Source organism: Dactylosporangium salmoneum (genome assembly GCF_039532525.1).
Classification (GTDB): domain Bacteria; phylum Actinomycetota; class Actinomycetes; order Mycobacteriales; family Micromonosporaceae; genus Dactylosporangium; species Dactylosporangium salmoneum.
Genome location: NZ_BAAARV010000096.1, coordinates 187,632 through 209,707, shown reverse-complemented (window position 1 = coordinate 209,707; position 22,076 = coordinate 187,632). Strand labels below are relative to the sequence as shown.

At 73.8% G+C, this 22,076-nt stretch carries 20 protein-coding genes; 8 read left to right on the top strand and 12 right to left on the bottom strand.

The features are described from left to right. On the bottom strand, window positions 1–695 hold a 695-nt coding region (locus ABD352_RS48040), incomplete at its 3' end, for a toll/interleukin-1 receptor domain-containing protein (protein ID WP_344619331.1). 291 nt (window positions 696–986) lie between these two features. Between ABD352_RS48040 and ABD352_RS48035 the strand changes: the two genes are divergently transcribed. The 5 genes from ABD352_RS48035 (at window position 987) to ABD352_RS48015 (ending at window position 9,273) form a co-directional block, all read left to right on the top strand. Further along, window positions 987–4,937 carry a bifunctional nitrate reductase/sulfite reductase flavoprotein subunit alpha gene (locus ABD352_RS48035; RefSeq protein ID WP_344619343.1) on the top strand — a complete coding sequence of 1,317 codons (3,951 nt, stop codon included), beginning with the start codon at window positions 987–989 and terminating at the stop codon, window positions 4,935–4,937. Window positions 4,938–4,988: 51 nt separating this feature from the next. After that, the gene (locus ABD352_RS48030; RefSeq protein WP_344619330.1) at window positions 4,989–5,126 is read left to right on the top strand and encodes a hypothetical protein; all 138 of its coding nucleotides are present in this window, start codon (window positions 4,989–4,991) and stop codon (window positions 5,124–5,126) included. A gap of 7 nt (window positions 5,127–5,133) precedes the next feature. Next, on the top strand, window positions 5,134–5,553 hold the full coding sequence (locus ABD352_RS48025) for a hypothetical protein (RefSeq protein WP_344619329.1): 420 nt from the start codon (window positions 5,134–5,136) through the stop codon (window positions 5,551–5,553). A gap of 5 nt (window positions 5,554–5,558) precedes the next feature. Then, the gene (locus tag ABD352_RS48020) at window positions 5,559–7,982 is read left to right on the top strand and encodes a DUF7737 domain-containing protein (RefSeq protein WP_344619328.1); all 2,424 of its coding nucleotides are present in this window, start codon (window positions 5,559–5,561) and stop codon (window positions 7,980–7,982) included. 73 nt (window positions 7,983–8,055) lie between these two features. After that, window positions 8,056–9,273, top strand: a complete 1,218-nt coding sequence (locus ABD352_RS48015) for a hypothetical protein (protein WP_344619327.1) — start codon at window positions 8,056–8,058, stop codon at window positions 9,271–9,273. 39 nt (window positions 9,274–9,312) lie between these two features. On the opposite strand, the gene ABD352_RS48010 is transcribed toward ABD352_RS48015, so the two are convergent. From ABD352_RS48010 to ABD352_RS47975, 8 genes are all read right to left on the bottom strand, one after another. Beyond that, the gene (locus tag ABD352_RS48010) at window positions 9,313–9,492 is read right to left on the bottom strand and encodes a hypothetical protein (RefSeq protein ID WP_344619326.1); all 180 of its coding nucleotides are present in this window, start codon (window positions 9,490–9,492) and stop codon (window positions 9,313–9,315) included. Then, window positions 9,489–9,875 carry an RrF2 family transcriptional regulator gene (locus ABD352_RS48005; protein ID WP_344619325.1) on the bottom strand — a complete coding sequence of 129 codons (387 nt, stop codon included), beginning with the start codon at window positions 9,873–9,875 and terminating at the stop codon, window positions 9,489–9,491. The genes ABD352_RS48010 and ABD352_RS48005 overlap by 4 nt, the downstream gene beginning before the upstream one ends. 12 nt (window positions 9,876–9,887) lie before the next feature. Then, window positions 9,888–10,847: a sulfate/molybdate ABC transporter ATP-binding protein gene (locus tag ABD352_RS48000; protein WP_344619324.1), complete on the bottom strand. Its 960-nt coding sequence runs from the start codon at window positions 10,845–10,847 to the stop codon at window positions 9,888–9,890. Beyond that, complete coding sequence (locus ABD352_RS47995; RefSeq protein ID WP_344619323.1) at window positions 10,847–11,635, bottom strand: sulfate ABC transporter permease subunit; 789 nt, start codon at window positions 11,633–11,635, stop codon at window positions 10,847–10,849. The genes ABD352_RS48000 and ABD352_RS47995 overlap by 1 nt, the downstream gene beginning before the upstream one ends. Continuing rightward, entirely contained in the window at window positions 11,628–12,485 is an 858-nt protein-coding gene (gene cysT, locus ABD352_RS47990) for a sulfate ABC transporter permease subunit CysT (protein WP_344619322.1), read from the bottom strand. The genes ABD352_RS47995 and cysT overlap by 8 nt, the downstream gene beginning before the upstream one ends. Continuing rightward, window positions 12,485–13,579: a sulfate ABC transporter substrate-binding protein gene (locus ABD352_RS47985; RefSeq protein WP_344619321.1), complete on the bottom strand. Its 1,095-nt coding sequence runs from the start codon at window positions 13,577–13,579 to the stop codon at window positions 12,485–12,487. Before ABD352_RS47985 ends, cysT begins: the two co-directional genes overlap by 1 nt. A gap of 89 nt (window positions 13,580–13,668) precedes the next feature. Beyond that, window positions 13,669–15,267: a Na+/H+ antiporter gene (locus ABD352_RS47980; protein ID WP_344619320.1), complete on the bottom strand. Its 1,599-nt coding sequence runs from the start codon at window positions 15,265–15,267 to the stop codon at window positions 13,669–13,671. Window positions 15,268–15,426: 159 nt separating this feature from the next. Continuing rightward, on the bottom strand, window positions 15,427–16,002 hold the full coding sequence (locus tag ABD352_RS47975; RefSeq protein ID WP_344619319.1) for an adenylate kinase: 576 nt from the start codon (window positions 16,000–16,002) through the stop codon (window positions 15,427–15,429). Between the two features lie 79 nt (window positions 16,003–16,081). Between ABD352_RS47975 and ABD352_RS47970 the strand changes: the two genes are divergently transcribed. Further along, a complete protein-coding gene (locus ABD352_RS47970; RefSeq protein WP_344619318.1) occupies window positions 16,082–16,690 on the top strand; it encodes a carboxymuconolactone decarboxylase family protein in 609 nt (202 codons plus the stop codon). On the opposite strand, the gene ABD352_RS47965 is transcribed toward ABD352_RS47970, so the two are convergent. Then, complete coding sequence (locus tag ABD352_RS47965) at window positions 16,657–17,412, bottom strand: SDR family NAD(P)-dependent oxidoreductase (RefSeq protein WP_344619317.1); 756 nt, start codon at window positions 17,410–17,412, stop codon at window positions 16,657–16,659. The two genes, ABD352_RS47970 and ABD352_RS47965, sit on opposite strands and share 34 nt — an antisense overlap. A gap of 15 nt (window positions 17,413–17,427) precedes the next feature. On the opposite strand from ABD352_RS47965, the gene ABD352_RS47960 reads away from it, so the two are divergent. After that, window positions 17,428–17,646: a hypothetical protein gene (locus ABD352_RS47960; protein WP_344619316.1), complete on the top strand. Its 219-nt coding sequence runs from the start codon at window positions 17,428–17,430 to the stop codon at window positions 17,644–17,646. A gap of 3 nt (window positions 17,647–17,649) precedes the next feature. Here the strand turns inward: ABD352_RS47960 and ABD352_RS47955 are convergent, their stop codons facing one another. Then, window positions 17,650–18,669 (bottom strand): hypothetical protein, encoded by a 1,020-nt coding sequence (locus ABD352_RS47955; RefSeq protein WP_344619315.1) that lies wholly within the window; start codon window positions 18,667–18,669, stop codon window positions 17,650–17,652. A gap of 39 nt (window positions 18,670–18,708) precedes the next feature. Between ABD352_RS47955 and ABD352_RS47950 the strand changes: the two genes are divergently transcribed. Continuing rightward, a complete protein-coding gene (locus ABD352_RS47950) occupies window positions 18,709–19,683 on the top strand; it encodes a Gfo/Idh/MocA family protein (protein WP_344619314.1) in 975 nt (324 codons plus the stop codon). A gap of 46 nt (window positions 19,684–19,729) precedes the next feature. On the opposite strand, the gene ABD352_RS47945 is transcribed toward ABD352_RS47950, so the two are convergent. Next, window positions 19,730–22,012, bottom strand: coding sequence for a glycosyl hydrolase family 18 protein (locus ABD352_RS47945; protein ID WP_344619313.1), 2,283 nt, complete (start codon window positions 22,010–22,012; stop codon window positions 19,730–19,732). Between the last annotated feature and the right edge of the window lie 64 nt (window positions 22,013–22,076).

Sequence of the window (22,076 nt, the reverse complement as noted above, 5' to 3'; positions counted from 1 at the left end):
ACGGCGGCGGTGAGCGCGGCGGCGCCGGCGACGGTGACCAGCCGCCGGCGCCGCAGCCGCTCCTCGTGCCTGGCGAGGGCGTCGCGCTCGACCTGCAGCACGGCCGCGGCGATGCTCACGGCGGCGTCGGTCAGCTGCCGGCGTTCGTGGCGCCGGGCCCGCAGCCATCCGGTGTGCCGGGGGCGCAGGTCGACCCAGAGGGGCTGTTCGCGGTACCGCCCGGCGAACCCGGCCTGGTTGAGCGCGGTGCTCGCGGGCCACACGAAGTCCCGCTCGGCGTCGCTCCAGGCGATCTCGCCGCCGGTGAGCACGATGAGCGGAGCCGGCCGCTCCCACTCCCACCAGGACCGCAGCTCCTCGGCGACCCAGCGGGACCCGGCGGAGGACTCGCCGGCCAGCACGGCGAGCCCCGCGGAGGAGTGCAGCGCGGCCTCGATCTTCTTGCTCAGGCCCTCGCCCGCGGACAGGCTCGCGACGTCGAGGAACACCCGCAGCCGCCGCCGCTCCCACCAGCGCCGGCCGAGCCGCTGCAGGCGGGCCCGCAGGCGCTGGGCGCGCTCGAGGTCGGGGTCCTGGGCGTAGGAGATGAAGACGTGGTGGTCGAACGTCCGGCCGGCGCCGTGCAGCAGCTCCCGCAGCTGCCGCGCCGTCACGCGGTCCTTGTTCACCTGGTCCGCGACAGGGTCGAGGGTCACCGGCGCGGGCTGCGCGGCGGGGCGCAGGCGGCCAGCAGGGCCACGAGGCCCCCTGCAACGATGAGTCGACCGGCGATCATGCGTCTGCCCTCCCGGTAGGTCGCGCCCCCATGATGGGGCGGGCCGCCCCCGGTGTCAGTGCCGTGCGTCGCCGTCTGACTACTCGACGGGACATCTCGGCCCATGGGGCGGGCCATTCCGGGTCCCGGCCGCCGCTCACATCGGCCGTCGTCGGTCGTGCGGATTCGTGTGACACGGGTGTAACTGGGCGTGCGTACCGTCTGCGGCGTGATGCAGAGCCGCACGGTCTGTTCCTACTGCGGGGTCGGCTGCGGCATGGTCCTCGACGTGGCGACGGACCCCGACGGCCGCCGCCGCGTGCTGCGGGTGCACGGCGACAAGGACCACCCGGCCAACCGCGGCCGGCTGTGCACCAAGGGCGCGACCAGCGCCGAGATGCTCGCCGCCGGCGGCCGGCTCGGCACCGCCCTGGTCCGGGCCGAGCGGGCCGGGCCGCGGGTGGAGACCGGGGTCGACGCGGCGATCGCGCACGCCGCGGCCCGCCTGCGCGCGATCGTCGATGAGCACGGGCCGGACGCGGTCGCCCTCTACGTCTCCGGGCAGATGACCCTCGAGGCGCAGTACCTGGCCAACAAGCTCGCCAAGGGCTTCGTGCGGACCAGCCAGATCGAGTCCAACTCGCGGCTGTGCATGGCCAGCGCGGGCAGCGGCTACAAGCTGTCGCTCGGGGCCGACGGGCCGCCCGGGTCGTACGACGACTTCGACCACGCCGACGTGTTCCTCGTGATCGGCGCGAACATGGCCGACTGCCACCCGATCCTGTTCCTGCGCATGATGGACCGGGTCAAGGCGGGCGCGAAGCTCATCGTCGCCGACCCGCGCCGCACCGCCACCGCGGAGAAGGCCGACCTGTACCTGCCGGTCCGCCCCGGCACCGACCTGGCCCTGCTCAACGGCCTGCTGCACCTGCTGGTCGAGGGCGGCCACACCGACGAGGCCTTCATCGCCGCGCACACCGAGGGCTGGGAGGCGATGCCCGGGTTCCTGGCCGGCTACACCCCGGACAAGGTCGAGGCGATCACCGGCATCCCGGCTGAGGACCTGGCCGAGGCCGCCCGGCTCATCGGGGCGGCCGGGGAGTGGATGAGCTGCTGGACCATGGGCCTCAACCAGAGCACCCACGGCACCTGGAACACTAACGCCCTGGTCAACCTGCACCTGGCCACCGGCGCCATCTGCCGCCCCGGCAGCGGCCCGTTCTCCCTCACCGGCCAGCCCAACGCCATGGGCGGCCGCGAGATGGGGTACATGGGCCCGGGCCTGCCCGGCCAGCGCTCCGTGCTCGTCGAGGCCGACCGGGACTTCGTCGAGCGGGCCTGGGGCCTGCCCGGCGGCACCCTGCGCACCGACGCCGGCAAGGGCACGATCGAGATGTTCGAGCGGATGGCGGCCGGCGAGATCAAGGCCTGCTGGATCATCTGCACCAACCCGGTCGCCTCGGTCGGCAACCGGAACACCGTCGTGGAGGCACTGCGCCGGGCCGAGCTGGTCATCACCCAGGACGCCTACGCCGAGACCGAGACCAACGCCTACGCCGACGTGATCCTGCCCGCCGCCACGTGGTCCGAGACCGACGGCGTGATGATCAACTCGGAGCGGAACCTGACCCTGGTCAGCGCGGTCGCCGACCCGCCCGGCGAGGCCCTCGCCGACTGGGACCTCATAGCCCGCGTCGCGCGGGCCATGGGCTACGGCGCGGCGTTCGACTACGCCCGCGCCGAGGACGTGTTCGCCGAGATCCGCGGCTTCCACAACCCGCAGACCGGCTACGACCTGCGCGGCGTCAGCTACGAGCGGCTGCGCGAAGGGCCCGTGCAGTGGCCCGCGCCGCCCGGTTCGAAGAGCCGCAATCCGATTCGGTACCGCGAGGAGGCCGCCGAGCCGAGCCTGCGCTTCGCCACCGCCAGCGGCCGCGCGGTCTTCTTCGCCCGCCCGCACCTCGACCCGGCCGAGCTGCCCGACGACGACTACCCGCTGCTGCTCACCACCGGCCGGGTCCAGCACCAGTGGCACACGCTGACCAAGACCGGCCGGATCGGCAAGCTCAACAAGCTCAACCCGGGCCCGTTCGTCGAGGTCCACCCGGCCGACGCCGAACGGCTCGGCCTCGGCGCCGGTGACCGCGTCGAGGTCGCCTCCCGCCGCGGCCGGGCGGTGCTGCCGGCCACCGTCACCGACCGGGTGCGGCCCGGCACCTGCTTCGCCCCGTTCCACTGGAACGACCTGTTCGGCGACGACCTGGCCGTCAACGCGGTCACCTCCGACGCCGTCGACCCGATCTCGTTCCAGCCGGAGCTCAAGGCCTGCGCGGTCCGCCTCACGCGCGTGGCGGCCGCCGCCCCGCCGGAACCCGCCCCGCTGGCACCCGGCCCGCTGGGACTCGACCTCGCCCCGCCCGTCTTCACCGAGGGGGAGCGGGCCTACCTCGCCGGGTTCCTCGGCGCCCTGGCCGCCAGCCCGCCCGCGCCCGGCATGGTGCCGGCCCTGCCGCCGGGCGCGCCGTTCGCCGCGGACCGGGCCGCCTGGGTCGACGGGTTCCTCGCCGGGACCTACCACCGGCCCGGCGCGCCGGCGGTGGCGCCGAGCCCGGGCCGTACCGTCGAGATCCTGTGGGCGTCGCAGACCGGCAACGCCGAGGAGCTCGCCGCCCAGGCGGGCCGCCGCCTGACCGGCGAGGGGCTGCGGCCCAACGTGCGGGCCATGACCGCCGCCGCCGGGGAGCTGCTGCGCGGCGGCGACGACCTGCTCGTCATCACCAGCACCTTCGGCGACGGCGACGCCCCCGACAACGGCGCCGCGTTCTGGGAGTCGCTGCAGGCCGACCCGCCGCGCCTCGACGGGCGCCGCTACGCCGTGCTCGCCCTGGGCGACTCCAGCTACGCCGACTTCTGCGGGCACGGCCGGCGCCTCGACGCCCGCCTCACCGAGCTCGGCGGGGTCCGGCTCGCCCCGCGGGTCGACTGCGAGCCCGACTACGCCGACGCCGCGGCCGGCTGGCTCGACGCCGTCGTCACCGCCCTGCGCACCCCGGCCGCCGCGCCCGCCGCGAGCCGCTCCGGCCGGGCCGACCCGGTGACCGCGGCGCTGACCGGCAACAGGCTGCTGAGCCGCCCCGGGTCGGCGAAGGAGGTCCGCCAGTTCACGTTCGAGGTGCCGGAGCTGGACTACCGGGCCGGGGACGCCCTGGGCGTGTGGCCGGTCAACTGCCCCGACCTCGTCGACGAGTGGCTCGCCGTCACCGGCCTCGACCCGCGGGCCGTCGTCGACGCCGGCGGGGAGGTCGAGCTGCGCGAGGCCCTGCTGCGCCGCCTCGACGTCACCCGCATCACCCCGGACCTGCTGCGCTTCGTCGCCGACCGGGCCGGGGACTCGCCCCTGCGCGCGCTGCTGCGCCCCGACAACCAGGGGGAGCTGGCGAAGTACACCTGGGGGAGGCAGGCCGTCGACGTGGTCGCCGAGCACGCCGTCAAGGCGGGGCCGGACGAGTGGGTGGCGGTCCTCAAGCGGTTGCAGCCGCGGCAGTACTCCATCTCCTCCTCGCCCCTGCTGAGTCCCGGGCACGTGTCGCTGACCGTGTCCGTGATCCGCTTCCCCAACGCCGACGGCCGCAACCGCAAGGGCGTCGCCTCGACGTTCCTGGCCGACGCGGCCGACGGGGCGAGGGTGCCGGTGTACCTGCAGCGCTCCCCGCACTTCCACCCGCCGGCCGACGACGCCGCCCCCATGATCATGGTCGGGCCCGGCACCGGGGTCGCCCCGTTCCTCGCCTTCCTGCAGGAGCGCGACGCCCGCGGCGCCCGCGGCCCGAACTGGCTGTTCTTCGGCGAGCAGCGCCGCGACACCGACTTCTACTACGCCGACGAACTGGCGCAGCTGTCCCGGCGGGGCACGCTGACCCGCCTCGACCTCGCCTTCTCCCGCGACCAGCGGGCCAAGGTCTACGTCCAGGACCGCATGCGCGAGCACGGCGCCCAGCTGTGGGCGTGGCTGCAGGACGGGGCGTACCTGTACGTGTGCGGCGACGCGACCCGGATGGCCAAGGACGTCGACCGGACCCTCCGCGAGATCGCCGCCGCCCACGGCCACCTGGACGAGCCCTCCGCCGCCGCCTACGTCAAGCAGCTCGCCACCGAGAAGCGCTACCTGCGCGACGTCTACTGAGCGCCGGACCGGCATACCAAGACGTACGTACGGTTTGCTACGGTGAGCGCCATGATGCCGTGGCCCCTGACCCGCGCCGAGATCGCCGCCTTCGCCACGGGCGGGCTGCGAGAGGTCGCCGTGGACGAGGTCGACGACGGGGAGGTGCCGCCGGTGCGGCGGTGGGTGGCCGAGTTCCGGCTGCCATAGTGGGGCGATGATCGTCGAGGTGCGGGGGCGGGTGCCGGGGCGGGAACGCGACGAGATGCCGGCCGTCGGGGTCGAGCTGGGCGCGGGGCCGGTCACCGTGGCCGAGCTCATCGGGCGGGCGGTGGCGGAGCAGGTGCGCCTGCTCGACGCGGACCGGGCGCGGTGCCGGACGGTGCTGGACCGGCAGTACCTCACCGCGGAGGACATCGCCGCCCAGGCCCCCACCGGCGTCGTCCGGCTGCCGGCCGGCGAGCCGCGACCGGTCAACGCCGCGGCGGAGGCCGACCGGGCCCGGCGGGCGTTCGAGCGCGGCGCGTTCGTCGTCTTCGCCGGCGGCCGCCAGCTGCACCGGCTCGACGAGCCCGTCGTCCTCGGGCCGGGGGAGACGGTGCTGTTCCTGCGCCTCGTGCCGCTGGTCGGGGGCTGAGCGCGGTGACCCTGAACGTGCCGGTGGTCTACCTCGCCGCCGTCGCCGACGAGCGGGCCGCCCTCGAAGGCCTCGTCGCGCGGGCCGCGGAGCTCACCGACCGGGACGCGCTGCGGGACCTCGCGCGCGAGATCCGCGGACGCCTCGAGGCCGGCAACGAGATCCACCGCACCGGCGGGCACCTGCGCTCCGCCGTCCGCGACCTCGTCGCCACCCTCGACGAGATCTACGAGCGGGCCTTCCCGGCGCCCCCGGGCGCGGGCCTCGCGACCCTGCTGGACAACCCGTGGCCGGACGAGGGCCGGCTCGAGCGCATCGGCCGCCTCGAGGACCGCGCCGAGGAGGCCATCGAGGCCGGCGACGTGCCGCTGCTGCGGCTGCTGCTGGACAACCCGTTCCGCCCGATCAACCGCGACGTCGCCGGCCGGGCCCTCGCCGCCCTGCTGGCTGCCGGGGCGCTCGACGCGGCCACCGTGGAGCGGGCGTTCGCCGCCGACCGGTTCCTGTGGCGCGGCGCCGAGGCGGCCGGCCCGCCCCTCACCGGCGTCGTGCGGGACGTGGCCGACGAGCTGTTCTGGCGCGGCGACGGGCCGTCGCTGCTGCGGCCCCGCGGGCTGCGGTTCGTGCGGCGGGCCGTCGAACGTGCGGCGGCGGAGCCCGGTACGGCGGAGCTGTTCGCGACCGCCGAGCTGACGCCGGCCGAGATGGACGAGCTCGTCGCCTGGCTGGGCGGGCGCACCGAGGCCGAGGTGGAGGCGCTGTTCCTGCGGCGGCTGCCGCTCGGCGACGCCGCACCCCTGCTGCCGCTGCTCGGCCTGGCCGCCGCCGAGCCGCTGCTGCGGCTGTGCCGGCCCGGGCCCCGGGACGCCGACGCCGGGCCGCGCCGCTACGACCTCGCCGAGATCCGGGCCGCCGCGGCCGCCGCCGGGGAGGACGGCACCCGGCGGGCGCTGCGGCTGTTCCCCAGCGAGGCGGTCTCCGCCGCGCTCGGGCTCGACCGGGCCGCGGTCGAGAAGCGGGTCAAGCACAACGCCCTCGAGGGCATCGCCGCCTACGGGCTGCTGCCCCTCGCCGCCGGGGAGACGGTCGTGGACCGGTACCTGGCGCTGCGCGACGTCGCCAAGCGCGGCGTCAAGCTCGGGCCGAACCGCCGGCACAGCCAGGCCGCCGCCGTCGACGCCGCCCTCGACCACCTCGCCCAGGTCGCCGGCTACCCCGACGCCGGCCGCCTGGAGTGGGAGTGCGAGGCCGGGCTGGTCGAGGGGCCGGTCGAGCGGCGCATCGGCGCCTACGCGGTGGCCGTGCGGGCCGACGGGACCGACGCCGTGATCGAGGTGGTCCGCGGCGGGAAGCGGCTGCGGGCGGTACCGCCGGAAGTCAGGAAACACGAGGACTACCCGCTGCTGCGGGAGCACCAGGAGCGGCTGCGCGAGCAGGCCCGCCGGATGCGTGCCGGGCTCATCGAGCGGCTGGTGGCCACCGGCGGCACCCTCGCCCCGGACGAGCTGGCCCGGCTGCGGCGGCTGCCGTCCGGCGCGGCGATGCTGCCCGGCCTGCTGTGGCTGGACCGGGCCGGGGCCGTCGGGCTGCTCGACGACGTCGACACCGCCGGACCGGTCACCGCCGTGCACCCGTGGCACCTGTTCGAGCGCGACCTGCTCGCCCACTGGCAGGCCGAGATCGTCGCCCGGCGGATTCGCCAGCCCGTCAAGCAGGCGTTCCGGGAGCTGTACGTCCCGACGCCGGCCGAGCGCGCCGCCGGCACCCGCTCGGCCCGCTTCGCCGGGCACCGCGTCGACGGCAAGGTCGCCGGGCGGCTGCTGTCCGCGCGGGGCTGGCGGCTGCGCGACGCCTACGACACCCACCAGGCCACCCGGCCCGCCGGCCCCGGCCTGACCGCCGCACTGGCCTGCGAGTTCCACGGGTACTTCGGCATGGGCGACGTCGTGCTCGGCGAGGTGACCCTGCTGGCCGGCGGCGCCGCGGTGGCGCTGGACGAGGCCCCGCCGATCGCGTTCTCCGAGGTCATGCGCGACCTCGACCTGGTCGCCTCGGTGGCCGGGACGGACCCCGGCGGCTACGCGTCGCCGCTGCTGGCGCACAGCCGCGCCCAGCTGCTCGGCGCGCTCGTGCGCGACCTGGGCCTGGACTGGGTCGCCGTCGAGGGCACCACTGCCGTGGTCCGCGGCTCCCGGGCCACCTACCGGGTGCACCTCAACAGCGGCAGCATCCACGTCGAGCCCGGCGGCTACCTGTGCGTGGTCCCGGAGGCGTTCGGCGCCCGCCCGCACGCCCGGCTGTTCCTGCCCTTCGCCGACGACGACCCCGGCACCAGCGTCGTGCTGAGCAAGATCCTGCTGCTGGCCGACGACGAGCGCATCACCGACCGGACCATCCTGGCCCAGCTGGAGCGCCTGTCGCCAAGCTGACACGCCGTATCTGCGACCCCCGGTCAGCGGTCGTCCTGCCGCGAACACGCACCGTTGTGGAGGGGGACGTGAGATGAACCTGACCGAGGCCAAGGGGCACGTGACGAAGCTGGCGGCGGAGGTGCCGGCGTTCGAGGACTACGCCCCGCGGGCCCTGGCGCTGCTCGACCAGCCCGACGCGATGCAGCAGAGCAGCTTCGGGGTGTGCGGGATGGCCGCGGTCGTGCGCAGCCTGCTCGCCGCCGACGACAAGGCGCGCTTCGCCGAGCTGCTCGACGCGGTCTTCCGCAGCCGGCCGTTCAACACGATCGCCGTGGTGCCGGAGGGGAAGCTGCTCACCGGCCGGGTCAAGCAGTGGGACCGCAAGGTCTCCCACGAGCGGCTCCTGGGCCTGGACCCGCCGAACCCGTTGTACGCCCTCGACTTCATCCTGTCCCGGGCACTGGGCAAGCTGCTCAAGGAGCGGTCCCTGCCCGCGTACGAGCTGCAGCTGATGACCTCGGAGGACATCTCGGCCAACTACCGGACCCGCCCGGACGCCGCGCCGGTGCACCTGTTCGACCTGCCGCTGCAGTTCGCCGCCGAGCTCGACACCCAGACGATCGGCGACCTGCTCGCCTTCCACCTTCGGATCAAGGACTGGCGCTCGGCCTACCTGTGCGCGTTCTCCATCGACCCGACGTCGGCCAAGGTCGAGGTTGTCGAGCTGGGCCGCAAGTGGCACATCAAGCTCGCCGACGACGCCAAGCGCCGCCTGCTGGTCACCCGGGCCGCCGACCACCTCGACGTCTCCTACGACGCCTACCACGAGGCCTTCTCGGAGTCGGTGGTCTACCAGGCCGCGGTCAACAGCGCCGTCATCTACCAGAAGGACGGCGACCTCGCCCTCGACCCGACCGGCCTGGCCACCATCATGACCTCCGTCGTCGGCGCCGCCTCGTGCACCTACACCGCCCTGACCGGCTCCGTCGACGTCGCCGTGGGCGTGATCAACGCCCAGTTCGACCGCGAGCGCCCGTTCGTCTACGGCTTCGTCAACGGTGTCGACGGCTGGCTCGACGGCACCGAGGCCAAGCCGGACGCCTTCGCCCCGGCCCCGGCCGCCCCGACCCGCCTGTGGGGCCACCGCACCCCGGTCGGCGCGCACATCCTCGCCATCACCGGCAAGATCACCAAGAACCCGACCCACTACCTGGTGCCGGCCTGGACCTGGGGCCACGCCTACGTCGCCGCCATCCCGCACGCCCACCTGGCCGGGTACCTCGCCGGCTGCACCCACGGGCAGCTCTGAAACGTCCGGCGGCGGTTCCCCCGTTACCGCCGCCGGGCCTCAGCCCTCCGGGTGGTTGTTGCGCGTGGCGAAGAAGACGAGACGGCGCTCGACGTTCACGGCATAGGCGTAGTTCTCGGAGTAGTCGGAGGACGCGTCCAGGTCCGGGCTGCCCCCCCAGGGCAGCTGCTCGCGGTCCCGGGGGATCAGGGGCTCGAGCAGCCGATCCGGTCCGGTCACGGGGGGCGGTGGTTGATGAGGTCGGCGAGGGTGACCGCGTCCAGGTAGTCCAGGCGCACCCGGTTGGCCCGCTCCCACAGGTGGCGCAAGCGCTCGATGGAGCGGTCGGCGTCCGGCGGCGGGTCGGTGCCCGGGCCGTCGAGGCGGCGCACGATCTCGCCCAGGGTCAGGTCGGCCGGCGGGTGGGCGAGCTGGTAGCCGCCACCCGTGCCGCGCTGGACCTGGACGAGGTCGGCGCGGCGCAGGTCGGCGAGCAGGTCGTACACGTAACCGGAGGGGATGTCCTGGGCGTCGGCGACGTCCTGGGCCTTGACCGTCTGCGGTGCGGCGCCGGCCAGGGCGACGAGGGCCCGGATGGAGTACTCGATGCGCTTGGGCAGCATGTGCGGGGCGCCTCAGGCGGCGGCGAGGGTCCGGGCGTCGGTCTCCGGGCTGAGGTACACCGTGTCGCCGGGCTGCACGCCGACGGCCTTCGCCCCGGCCCGGGTCAGCTGGGCCCAGACGTCGACGTCGCCGGCCTTGGCCTCGATGCGCACCTCGAAGCCGAGCGACACGACCCGGGTGACGACGGCCGCGGTGGCGCCGGGGGAGGCCTCCCGGGACAGGGCGACGTCGTGCGGCCGGACCAGGTGGCCGCCGAGGTGGGTGACCGGGCCGAGGAAGCTCATCACGAACGGGTTGGCCGGGTGCTCGTAGATCTCGTGCGGGCTGCCGACCTGCTGCACGATCCCGTCGGCGAGCACCACGATCTCGTCGGAGACGTCGAGGGCCTCCTCCTGGTCGTGGGTGACGAAGACGGTCGTCACGTGGACCTCGTCGTGCAGGCGCCGCAGCCAGGTGCGCAGCTCCTTGCGGACCTGGGCGTCGAGGGCCCCGAAGGGCTCGTCGAGCAGCAGCACCTGCGGCTGCGGGGCCAGCGCCCGGGCCAGGGCCATGCGCTGGCGCTGCCCGCCGGAGAGCTGGGCCGGGTAGCGGTCGGCGAACTGGTCGAGGTGGACGAGCTCGAGCAGCTCCATGACCCGCTTGCGGATGTCCTCCTTCGGGCGGCGGCGGACCTCGAGGCCGAAGGCGACGTTGCGGTACACCGTCATGTGCTTGAACGCCGCGTAGTGCTGGAACACGAACCCGACGTTGCGCCGCTGCGGGGTGAGCCGCGTGGCGTCGACCTCGTTGATCCGCACGGTGCCGCTGTCGGGCTGCTCCAGGCCGGCGATCACCCGCAGCAGTGTGGACTTGCCGCCGCCGCTCGGGCCGAGCAGCGCGGTGAGCGAGCCCGAGGCGATGTCGATGGAGATGTCGCGCAGGACCGGGGTCTTGCCGAACGACTTGTTCACGTCGCGGACTTCGATGGCCATCAGTCGTTCTCTTTCGGCCGCAGGAGCTTGGTGACGAGCAGGATGACGATCGCGATCAGGGCCAGCACGGCGGCGGTGGTGAACGCCGCGGTCTGCTGGTAGTTCTGGTAGCGCTCCTCGACGTACAGCGTGGCGGTCTGGGTCTGCCCGACCAGGCGGCCGGAGACGACCGCGACGGCGCCGTACTCGCCGAGGGCCCGGGCCAGGCACAGCACCACGCCGTAGCCCAGGGCGGCCCGGATGCCGGGGACGGTGATGCGCAGGAAGGTCTGCCGGCGGTTCGCGCCCAGGGTGTGCGCGGCCTGCTCCTGCTCGTCGCCCATCTCCTCCAGCACGGGCACGATGGCCCGCACGACGAGCGGCAGCGACACGAAGATCGTCGCGAGGACCATGCCGGGCAGGGAGAAGATGACCTGGACGCCGTGGTCCTCGAGCCAGCCGCCGACGGGGGCGAACTTGCCGTACACCAGGATCAGGGCGAGCCCGACGACCACGGGGGACACCGCGAGCGGCAGGTCGATGAGCGCGCCCAGCAGCCGCTTGCCGGGGAAGTTGTGCCGCACGAGCAGGATCGCGGTGCCGATGCCGAAGACGGTGTTGGCCAGCACCGCCCACACCGCCACCGACAGGGTGACCGCGAACGCGTGGGTGGCGTTGTCCGACGTCAGGGTGTCGATCACCGGCCGCAGCCCGTGCTCGAACGTGCGCCACAGGACCAGGCCGACCGGCAGCACGAGCAGGAACAGCAGGTAGACCAGGGCCAGGATGCGCAGCGGGTACTTAGCCACGGCGGGCGCTCCAACGCTGGAAGAGGTCGAGCAGGACGAGCACCACGAACGCGACGACCAGCAGCACCGTGGAGATGGCCGCGGCCGACGTGGTGTCGTCGCTCTCGATGCGGCCGAAGATGTTCACCGCCGACACCTGGGTCTGGAACGGGATGCTGCCGGTGAGCAGGTTCGTGGAGCCGTACTCGGCGATGGCCCGGGTGAAGGCCAGGCCCGCGCCGGAGATCATGGCCGGGGCCAGGTTGGGCAGGATGATCCGGCGGAACGTGGTGAAGGGTGAGGCGCCCAGGGAGTAGGCGGCCTGTTCCATGTCCCGGTCCAGCTCCTTGAGCACGGGCTGCACGGTGCGCACCACGAACGGCAGGGTGACGAACAGCAGCGCGACGCCGACGCTGGCCCTGGTGTAGGCGAGGTCGATGTGCAGGGGGCTGTTCGTGCCGTACAGCGCCAGGAGCACAAGGCCGGCGACGATGGTCGGCAGGGCGAAGGGCAGGTCGATGAGGGTGTCGACGAGGCCCTTGGCCGGGAACTTGTCGCGGACCAGCACCCACGCGATCACGGTGCCCATCACCACGTTGACGAGCGCGACGATGAGGGACGCGCCGACGGTGAGCTCGAGCGCGGCCCAGGCGTCCGGGGTGCGCACGGCCGCCCAGAACCGGTCCCAGCCGCCGTCGGTGGAGCGCCAGACGACGGCGGCGAGGGGGATGAGCACGATGAGGCTCAGGTACAGCACCGCCGTGCCGAGGCCGAGCGCGGTGCCGTAGGGCCGGCGCTTGCGGAACACGGGCCCGGCCGGGCCCGGCGCGGTGCCGGACCCGGTGGGCTTGACTGCCGTCGTTGCGGTCATTACTTGGAGGCCGAGGCGCTGGGGGCCGCGGAGGCCTTCGCACTCCCGCTCGCCGCCGGGGCCGCGGAGGTCGAGATGCCGAGCTTCTGCTCGATGGAGGCCATGACGCTCTGGCCCGGGTCGAACAGCTCCTTGTTCACCTTCGACCAGCCGCCGAGGTCGGCGATGGTGAACAGGCCGGACGGGGTGGGGAAGGAGGGGCCGCCGGCGTCCTTGACCACCGGGCGGTAGCCGTTGTCGGCGTAGATCTTCTGCGCGGCCGGGGTGTGCAGGAAGTCCAGGAAGGCCTTCGCCTCGGCCGGGTGGGCGCTGTTGGTGGTCACCGCGATCGGGTTCTCGATGAGGATCGTGTCGTCCGGCACGGTGTAGTCCACGGCCTGGCCGTTCTTCTGGGCGAAGAGGGCCTCGTTCTCGTAGGAGATGAACGCGTCGCCCTTGCCGCTGGTGAACGTCTGCAGCGAGGCGCGGCCGCTGTTGTCCTGCACGGGGACGTTCTTGAACAGGGCGTCGAGGTAGGCCGCGCCGGCGTCCTTGTCGGTGCCCTTCTTCGACTTGGCGCCGTAGCCGGCGAGGATGTTCCACTTCGCCCCGCCCGAGGTGAACGGGTTGGGGGTGAGCACCTGCACGCCCGGCTTGGCCAGGTCGTCCCACGTCTTGAGGCTCTTCGGGTTGCCCTTGCGGGTGCCGATGACCGCCACCGAGTCGGTGATCATCCCCTTGTACTGGTCCGAGTTCCACGAGGCGTCGACGAGCTTGGCGGTGACCAGGCGGGTGATGTCGGGCTCCAGCGAGAAGGCCACGAGGTCGGCCTTGAGCCCGCTGGCCACCGCGCGGCTCTGGTCGCCGGAGGCGCCGTAGGACTGCGTGAACTTGACCTTCTTGCCCGCGTCGGTCTTCTGGAACGCGGCGATGAGCTGCTCGTACGCGGCCTGCGGGGTGGAGTAGGCGACCAGCGCGAGGGTCACTTCGTCGCCGCTGCCGCCTTCGCTGGAGCTGTTCGCGGTGCCGGCGCAGCCGCCCAGCGCGATCCCGGTCACCAGGAGCGCGGCACTGACGGCGAGCATGCGGGTGCGCAGCTTCACGGGGCCATCCATCCTTCGAAAGTCTATGTAGCCTACTTATTGAGTAGGTAATGTAGTGAAGGTGGCCGTCGCTCGTCAATCCCACTCAGCCGATGGGTTTATCAGGGTCGCTCGGGCAGGATGCGTTCCTCGTGGTCGAGCTCCCGCTCCAGGCGGCGCAGGCCCTCGTCGGGGAGGTTGCCGGCGTCACGCCAGCGCAGCAGCTCCTCCCGCTGGGCCTCGATGGCGATCTTCTGCACCCGCAGCGCCGACTCGTACCGCTGCGACGTCGGCACCTCGTCGGACTCGGCGGCCGAGAGCACGTCGAGGCGGTGCTGGTAGCGGCGCAGCCGCCCCTGCAGCTTGCCGCGCAGCTGCGCCACCACCGGCGCCTCGTCCGGCTCCTCCCGCTCCAGCTCGTCCAGCCGGTCCAGGGCCGCCTGCACGGCCGCGGCCCGCGCCTCGTTGCGCTGCCGGGCCTCATCCACCTCGTTGGCCTTCAGCCCCAGCGCCCGCACCAGCGGCGCGAACGTGAGCCCCTGCCCGACCAGCGTGACGAGCACCACCACGAACGTGCAGAACAGCAGCAGGTCCCGGTCGGGGAACGGCGCACCGGCGTCGGTGGTGAGCGGGATGGTGAACACCGCCGCGAGGCTGATCACGCCGCGCGTCCCGGCCCAGCTCAGCGCCGTGATCTCCCGCCCGCTGAGGCCCTCGTCCTCGCGGCGCAGCAGCAGGTGGGCGGCCTGCGTGAGGATCAGCCACACGGGCCGCAGCAGCAGCGTCACCCCCACGGAGATGGCCACCGCGGTCACGATGGTGCTCATGGCGTAATGCTGGAGCCCCCGCACCACCGTGGGCAGCTGCTGGCCGATGAGCAGGAACACGATCCCCTCCAGCAGGAAGTCGGCCAGCCGCCAGACCGCGCCGGTCTGCAGCCGCCCGGCGCCGGTGGTGGACCGCGGGGCGTCGTGCCCGACGACGAGCCCGGCGACGACCACCGCGAGCACCCCGGAGACGTGCAGCTCCTCGCCGATCAGGTAGGCGACGAACGGCGTGGCGAGGGAGATCGCGTTGGCCAGCAGCGGATCGCGGGCGACCGGGCGCAGCAGCCGCAGCAGGTACGCGACGCCAAGCCCGACGGCGGTCCCGCCGACCGCGGCGAACACGAACAGCCCGGCCGCCAGCGGCGTCGAGTACGCCCCGCCCACGGCCGCCGCGACCGCCACGTTGAGCAGCGTCAGCGCGGTGGCGTCGTTGAGCAAGCCCTCGCCCTGGATGATCGTGACCAGCCGGGGCGGCAGCCCGACCTTGCGCCCGACCGCGAGCGCCGCCACCGGGTCGGGCGGCGCCACCGCCGCCCCGACGGCCACCCCCGCCGCGAGCGTGGCCCCGGTGACGAACAGCGCGAACCCGGCCCCGATCAGCAGCGCGGTGGCGAACACCAGCAGCACCGAGAGCCCGATCACGATGCGCAGGTTGGCCCGGATCGCCAGCAGCGACGAGTCCAGCGCGGCGCTGTACAGCAGCGGCGGCAGCACGAACGTGAGCACGATGTGCGGGTCGAGCGGGATGTTGGGGCCGGGCAGCAGCGCGTAGGCGATGCCGATCACCGGCAGCAGCGCGGCCGCCGGGAGGCCGGTGCGCTCTCCGAGCCAGCGGACTCCGGCGATGATCGCGACGGCCCCGAGGCAGAGCAGCAGCAGCGTCTCAGCGTTCACCCGTCGACAGTATGCGCCCGTCTCACCTCGGCGTCGGGCGTTTCCACGAGGGCCAGGTAGCCCCGCGCCTCGCGGCGGCCGATCACGCCCCCCTTGACCATCGCCGGGCACATGGTGTGATCCGCGTCCGCGACGCACAACACCACGACGAGCGCGATGTCATGCCGCCCGCTCCTGCAGGGCGGCGATGACGTCGGCGCTGACCGCCTCGACCGGGCGCTCGGCGTCGACGGTGAGCAGGATGCGGCGGCGGGCGTAGAACTGCAGGACCGGCTGGGTGACGTCGCGGTAGAAGCGCAGCCGCTGGCGGATCACCGGCTCGGTGTCGTCGGCGCGGTGCTCGGTCTCGGCCCGCTTCAGCAGGCGGCGCAGCAGCTCGTCGTCGTCGGCCGCCAGGTGCAGGGCCACGTCGGCGGTCATGCCCAGCCGCAGGCCGATGCGGTAGGCGGCCAGGGCCTGGGCCATGGTGCGGGGGACGCCGTCGAGGACGTAGCCGTGGCCGGCCGCCTTCGCCGCGGCCAGGCCCTGACGGGTCAGCTCCAGCACGATGTCGTCGGGGACGAGCTCGCCGCGGGCCAGGAGGGGCTCGACCCGCCGGCCCAGCTCCGTGCCCTCGGACACGTTGCGCCGCAACAGGTCGCCGATGGCGATGTGGTCCAGGCCGAAGTGCTCGGCGATCACCGCGCCATGTGTTCCCTTGCCCGCGCCAGGCGGCGCAATCATGAGCACCCGCACGCGAACCAACCTAACCCACCCGCCAACATGGGCAAGTCTGCCCATTCGCGCCGCGCCGATCGCGAGCTAGCGTGCCGGCATGTCGCACCTCGAACCGCCGCCGATGACCGACCCCGCCGCCGCGCGGCTCTACGACGCGGACCGCGCCCGCTTCGGGTACGTCGCCAACTACACCCGCGTCCTGGCGCTGCGCCCGGCGGCGCTGGAGGCCTGGCAGGCGCTCGGCGCCGCCGTGAAGTCCACCATGGACCTGCGCCGCTTCGAGCTGGCCACCTTCGCCGCGGCCCGGCGGCTGCGCTCCCGGTACTGCTCCCTGGCCCACGCCAAGGTGCTGCGCGACCGGTTCTACGACGACGAGGCCCTCGAGCGCATCGCCGCGGACCACCACGCCGCCGGGCTGTCCGAGGTCGACGTGGCCGTGATGGACTTCGCCGACCGGGTGGCCGGCGACCCGAACTCGGTGACCGCGGAGCACGTCCGGGTGCTGCGCGGGCTGGGGCTCACCGACCCGGAGATCCTGGACGTGGCGCTGACGGCTGCGGCGCGGTGCTTCTTCAGTACCGTCATCGCGGCCGCCGGCGCCGAACCCGATCCCGCCTATGACACCGCCCTGGCCCCGGGCGTGCGGGCCGCGGTCGGCCAGTTTCACGGCCTTCACCAGGCGGCCGGGGTGCCGTCCCACGAGTAGAAGCCGCCCGTCGGCCCGTCGTCGGGCAGGGTGGCCAGGCGTACCGCGGCGGCCGCCGCCTCCGCCGGGTCCCCGGCCGCGGCCGACGCCGCCCGCGGCGCCAGATCGGTGCGCCGCAGCCCGGGCGCGAGCGCGTTGACCCGGAACTCCGGCAGCGCCCGCGCGTAGAAGATCGTCAGGGCGTTGAGCGCGGCCTTCGACGACCGGTACGCCGCCCCGCCCGCCGACGGGAACTCCTCCCCGGCGCTCCAGCCGAGCGACCCGGTCCCGCTGGAGATGTTCACGATCCGCGGATGCGCCGAGCGCCGCAGCGCCGGCAGGAACGCGTTGGTGACGGCGAGCGCCCCGAACACGTTGGTCTCGTACGTCCGGCGGAACGACTCGACCGACGCCTCCGGCGCCGTGGCCCCGTCGACCATGACGCCGGCATTGTTGACCAGGATGTCGAGCCGCTCGACGCCGGCCGCCGCCGCGGCGATGCCCGCCCCGTCGGTCACATCCAGCACGAGCGGCCGCGCCGGGTCGCCGCCGATGCGGGCGGCGGCCTCCGCCCCGCGCCCGGGATCGCGGGAGCCGACGAGGACGGTCAGCCCCGCCTCGGCCAGCTGCCGCGCGATGTGCCAGCCGATGCCCTTGTTGGCGCCGGTGACCAGTGCCGTGGAAAGTTCATGGCACGAGCCTGGCAAGGTCGTGGCGGCCGTTCCAGGTACAGAAAGGGCCACGAAAGGGGCGATGGCATGGCGCGCGCCGAGCTGGGACGCTTCGCCTGGAACCCGTTGGCCGAGGCCCTGCTGGGCGACCTGCGTCGGGCCCCGAACCTGGCCCGGCGCCGCTTCCTGCTGGACCTGCACTGCGACGTCCTGACCGTCCCGGACGACGACCAGCAGGTCGTCTTCATCACGGCCGCGGCCGGCTCATCCTCCGAACGCGCCCTGCGCGCCCTGCGCCAGTCGTAGCGGTCAGGAACGCCCGGCGGACCCGGTGAGCATGCGGGCGACGAGCCGGGCCGTGCGCGGTGGCTGCCGGACGGTCCGCTGGAGGTCGTGCAGCGCGGCGGTGCCCGGCTGCCCGAGCCGGGCCAGGACCGCGATCGCGGCGTGCACGACCCGCTCGCCGACCGCGCGGCCGAGGGTGGCGGTGCGGTGGATCGGCGCCACCGCGGCCTCGGCGCCGAGAACGGGATCGGCGCCCAGCGCGCAGGCCGACCAGAGCAGGCCGCGCACCACCAGGGCGTTGTCCGGCCCGACCCAGCGCGGCGCGAAGTCCCCGGCCGCGTCCGCGAAGTCGGACGGATCGCCGTCCGCGACGGCGGCCAGGAGGTCGTGGACCAGGAGAGGCTCCAGCAGGGCCGCGGCGCGGGCGAACCACGCCGCCGTGGGGGTCGGCGCGGCGCGTTCGAGGTGTGCGACGAACGGCGCGGCGCCGGTGGCCGTGCGCAGCAGTGGCAGGGCGGCCCGGCCCCAGCCGTCGCCGCCGTGGACGAGGTCGGCGTCGGCCAGCAGGGCTCGCAGCAGCGCCCGGAGGCGGGTCCGCTCGGCTGACGTCAGGGACTCGCGCCGGTCCAGGTCGGCGAGCGCGGCCCGGGCCAGCGGCGCGAGCGACCCGCGGCCGGCCGGGTCGAGTCGCCCGGCGGCGCCGGTCGCCGCCCGCACCAGGAGCGGGACGTTGCGGTCGTCCAGGTCGCCGATGAACCCGAACAGCATCGCGACGTCCGCGGGCCGCCACGGCAGGGCACGCCGGTTGAGGTCGGCGAGCAGCGCGGCCCCGCACCAGCTCGTGCGCCACGACCGCAGCATGTTGCCGATGACGACCACGAAGGACAGCGCGACCTCGTCGCCGGCGGCCGCCACGGTGCCGCGCATGCGGCCGACGGCGTCGTCGTAGTCCCAGATCGTCTTGCGGAACACGCCCGGGCCCAGGAACTCGTCGACGCGGGCCTGGTGGGGCGCCACCGGATCGAGGGTGATCACATGGGCCACGGCGGAAGGATATCGGGGCGGGCGCGGTACCGTGGCGGCATGCTGCGCATCGGGGTGCTCGGCGCCGCCCGGATCGCGCCCGCGGCGCTCATCGAGCCGGCCCGGTCGGTGCCCGGGGTTCAGGTGGCGGCCGTGGCGGCGCGGGACCGGGGCAAGGCGGAGGCGTTCGCGCGGCGGCACGGGATCGGGCGGGTGCACGGCGGGTATGCCGAGCTGCTCGCCGACCCGGGGATCGACGCCGTGTACGTGCCGCTGCCCAACGGGCTGCACGCGCGGTGGACGATCGCGGCGCTCGAGGCCGGCAAGCACGTACTGTGCGAGAAGCCGTTCACCGCCAACGCGGCCGAGGCCGAGACGGTGGCGGGGGTGGCGAGCAGGGCCGGGCTCGTCGTCATGGAGGCGTTCCACTATCGGTACCACCCGGTGTTCGCCCGTGCGCTGGAGATCGCCGGCACGCTCGGCGAGCCGCGCAGCATCGACACGGCGCTGTGTTTTCCGTTGCCGCGGTTCAGCGATATCCGGTACGACTACGGGCTGGCCGGCGGGGCGATGATGGACGCCGGGTGTTACGCGGTGCACGCGTTGCGCACGCTCGGGGGAGCGGAGCCCGAGGTGACGTCGGCCCGGGCGCTGCTGCAGAAGCCGAAGGTGGACCGGGCGATGGTCGCCGAGTACCGGTTCCCGGGCGGGGCGAGCGGGCGGACCGTCGCCAGCATGTGGTCGCGGCACCTGCTGAACGTCTCCGCGCGGTACACCGGCAGCGAGGGATCGCTGAGGATCTTCAACTATCTGGCGCCCAGTGCCTTCCACCGGCTCACGGTGCACCGCAACGGCAGGACCAGCCACGAGCGGGTGCCCGGCGCGACGACGTACTCCTACCAGCTGCGGGCGTTCGCCGCGGCGGTGGCGGGCGGGGACACGAACCTGACGCCGCCGGAGGACTCGGTGCGGACCATGCGCGTGATCGACGACGTGTACCGGGCGGCGGGGCTCCCGCCGCGCGGGGCCGGATGACTCGCCGGCGGGCGCAGGTGCGCGCCCGCCGGCGAGCCCGGCCGGGCTAGAGGCCGCCGGCCAGGGCGTTCATCAGGGTGCCCGACGTGGTGTCGCCGGACATCTCCCAGATCATGCCGCCGAGCAGGTTCTGCTGCTTGAGCCAGGCGGTCTTCTGGCCGATCGACCAGGTGTCGTCGAACGTCCACCACTGGCCGTTGTTGCCGGTGTAGCAGTACGTGGCGACGGACTGGGTGTCGTGGTAGACGGTGCAGCCGGGGACCATGGCCAGGAGGTTGGCGTAGCCGCGGGTGCCGGCCTCCTCCGCGAACTGGCCGGGGGCGGCCCCGGTCGCGGTCTGCCACTCGCCGTTGGTGCCGGCCGGTCCGGACGCCACGCCCTGCCAGCCGCGGCCGTAGAAGGCGAAGCCGACGGTGAGCTGGCGCGGGTTGACGCCCTGGTCGGTGTAGGCCTTGACGGCCCGGTCGACGGAGAACGTGAACGAGTACGGGTCCTGGGCGTCGGCGTAGAGGTTGCCCTGGTGCCCGGTGCGGTTGGGCTCCCACGAGTTGTCGCTGCCGGCCCCGTGGAAGTCGTACCCCTGGACGTTGGCGAAGTCGAGGTAGTCGAACACGCTCGGGGTGCCGTCGGCCTTGGTCACGTCCCAGCCGGCGGCGAGCTTCACCGGGTCGGCGGGGGTGAACGCGGTGAGCAGGTAGCGCTTGCCGCCGAGGGCGTCGAGCTGCTTGCGGAACTCGGCGGTCAGGGCGAGCAGGTTGGCCTTGTCGGCGGCGCCGTAGTGGTTGCCGGCGTGGCCCTCGGCGCCCGGCCACTCCCAGTCGAGGTCGATGCCGTCGAAGATGCCGGCCGCGCTGCCCGGGCCGCCGGCGCCGTTGTACGCGGGCAGGTTGCCCTTGATGTACATGTCGATGCAGGACGCCACGAACTTCTGCCGCGAGGCGGGGGTGGCGGCGGCGTCGGCGAAGAACTTGGAGTACGTCCAGCCGCCGATGGAGATGAGGACCTTCAGGTTCGGGTACTTGGCCTTGAGCTTGCGCAGCTGGTTGTAGTTGCCGCGCAGGGTCTCCCAGCCGGTGTCGGCGACCCCGTCGACGGACTGGGCGGCGGCGAACGGGCGGCCGTAGTCGGCGTCGGCGTCCCCGGCCCCGGTGCCCTGGTCGGGGTCCTGGGGATTCGCGGTGGTACCGCGGGTCACGCCCTGCAGGCAGGTGAGGTTGACCGGGTCGAGGTTGGCGAAGGCGTAGTTGAGGTGGGTGAGCTTGGCCGCGGCGCCGGACGTGTCGAGGTTGCGCACGAAGTACTGCCGGCCGTAGATGCCCCACTGCACGAAGTACCCGACCTTGGCGTAGGCGCCGTTGCCGACCGAGTCGTCGGTGGTCACCGGCAGCGCGGCGCTGGCCGGGGAGGCGTTGTCGTAGGTGTCGCGGGCCTTGACCGTGAACGAGTAGGCGGTCAGCGGGGCGAGCCCGGTGACGGTCGCCGACGTGGTGGTGACGGAGGCCTTGAGGGCGCCGTCGGCGTAGACGTCGTAGCCGGCGATGCCGCTGGGGTCGGTGACGGCGTTCCAGGCCAGGCTGACGCTGACCGCGGTCTTGCCGACGGCGTGCAGGTTGCCCGGCGCGGGCGGGGCGGTGGTGTCGTCGGCCGGGTTGAGCGTGGTGGCGCTGACCGCGGCGCTGTCGGCGGAGACGTTGCCGCGGGTGTCGCGGGCCCGGACCGTGAACGAGTAGCCGGTGTTCGGGTTGAGGCCGGTGACGGTGGCGGCGGTGCCGGTGACGCTGGTCTTGAGGGTGCCGCCCTGGTAGATGTCGTAGCCGGCGATCGGGAAGTCGGTCGCGGCGGCGGCGGTCCAGGCCAGGGAGACGGTCTTCGTGGTGCGACTGCTGACGGTGACGCCGGTGGGCACGCCGGGGGCCCGGTCGGCGCTGCCGTCGCACTTGTTGCCGTTGATGCGGCAGTTCAGCGGGGCGGTGTTGGTGCCGGTGGCGATGAACCAGAAGCTGTACGGCTCGGTGTTCTTGCCGGCCGCGACGGTGCCGTTGTAGTGCTCGTTGACGACGGTGACGTGGTTGCCGGTGCGGGTGACGGCGCCGTTGTAGCCCTGGCCGACGTTGAGGCCCGCGGGCACGTCGAACTCGAGCGTCCAGCCGGTGATGGACGCGGCGGTGGGGTTGGTGACGATGTACTTGTCGACCCAGTAGCTGCCGTAGTCCGCGGCCGAGAACGCGGCGGTGAGGCCCGGTGTGGCGGCCTGGGCGGTGGAGACCGGGACCGCGACCGCGGCCCCGGCGAGGAGCAGAGTGGCGGCGAGAAGCCTGGTGGGGTGCACTCGTTCCCTCCTTTAGGAAAGTTTCCTGTCAGTTTCGAGGCGGGGATGCAGGGAAGTCAAGAAC

Excerpts from the sequence above, each read along its gene's own strand:
- ABD352_RS48035 (WP_344619343.1), top strand. The coding sequence starts at position 987 with ATGCAGAGCCGCACGGTCTGTTCCTACTGCGGGGTCGGCTGCGGCATG.
- ABD352_RS48030 (WP_344619330.1), top strand. The coding sequence starts at position 4,989 with ATGATGCCGTGGCCCCTGACCCGCGCCGAGATCGCCGCCTTCGCCACG.
- ABD352_RS48025 (WP_344619329.1), top strand. The coding sequence starts at position 5,134 with ATGATCGTCGAGGTGCGGGGGCGGGTGCCGGGGCGGGAACGCGACGAG.
- ABD352_RS48015 (WP_344619327.1), top strand. The coding sequence starts at position 8,056 with ATGAACCTGACCGAGGCCAAGGGGCACGTGACGAAGCTGGCGGCGGAG.
- ABD352_RS48005 (WP_344619325.1), bottom strand. The coding sequence starts at position 9,875 with ATGCTGCCCAAGCGCATCGAGTACTCCATCCGGGCCCTCGTCGCCCTG.
- ABD352_RS48000 (WP_344619324.1), bottom strand. The coding sequence starts at position 10,847 with ATGGCCATCGAAGTCCGCGACGTGAACAAGTCGTTCGGCAAGACCCCG.
- cysT (WP_344619322.1), bottom strand. The coding sequence starts at position 12,485 with ATGACCGCAACGACGGCAGTCAAGCCCACCGGGTCCGGCACCGCGCCG.
- ABD352_RS47985 (WP_344619321.1), bottom strand. The coding sequence starts at position 13,579 with ATGGATGGCCCCGTGAAGCTGCGCACCCGCATGCTCGCCGTCAGTGCC.
- ABD352_RS47970 (WP_344619318.1), top strand. The coding sequence starts at position 16,082 with ATGTCGCACCTCGAACCGCCGCCGATGACCGACCCCGCCGCCGCGCGG.
- ABD352_RS47960 (WP_344619316.1), top strand. The coding sequence starts at position 17,428 with ATGGCGCGCGCCGAGCTGGGACGCTTCGCCTGGAACCCGTTGGCCGAG.
- ABD352_RS47950 (WP_344619314.1), top strand. The coding sequence starts at position 18,709 with ATGCTGCGCATCGGGGTGCTCGGCGCCGCCCGGATCGCGCCCGCGGCG.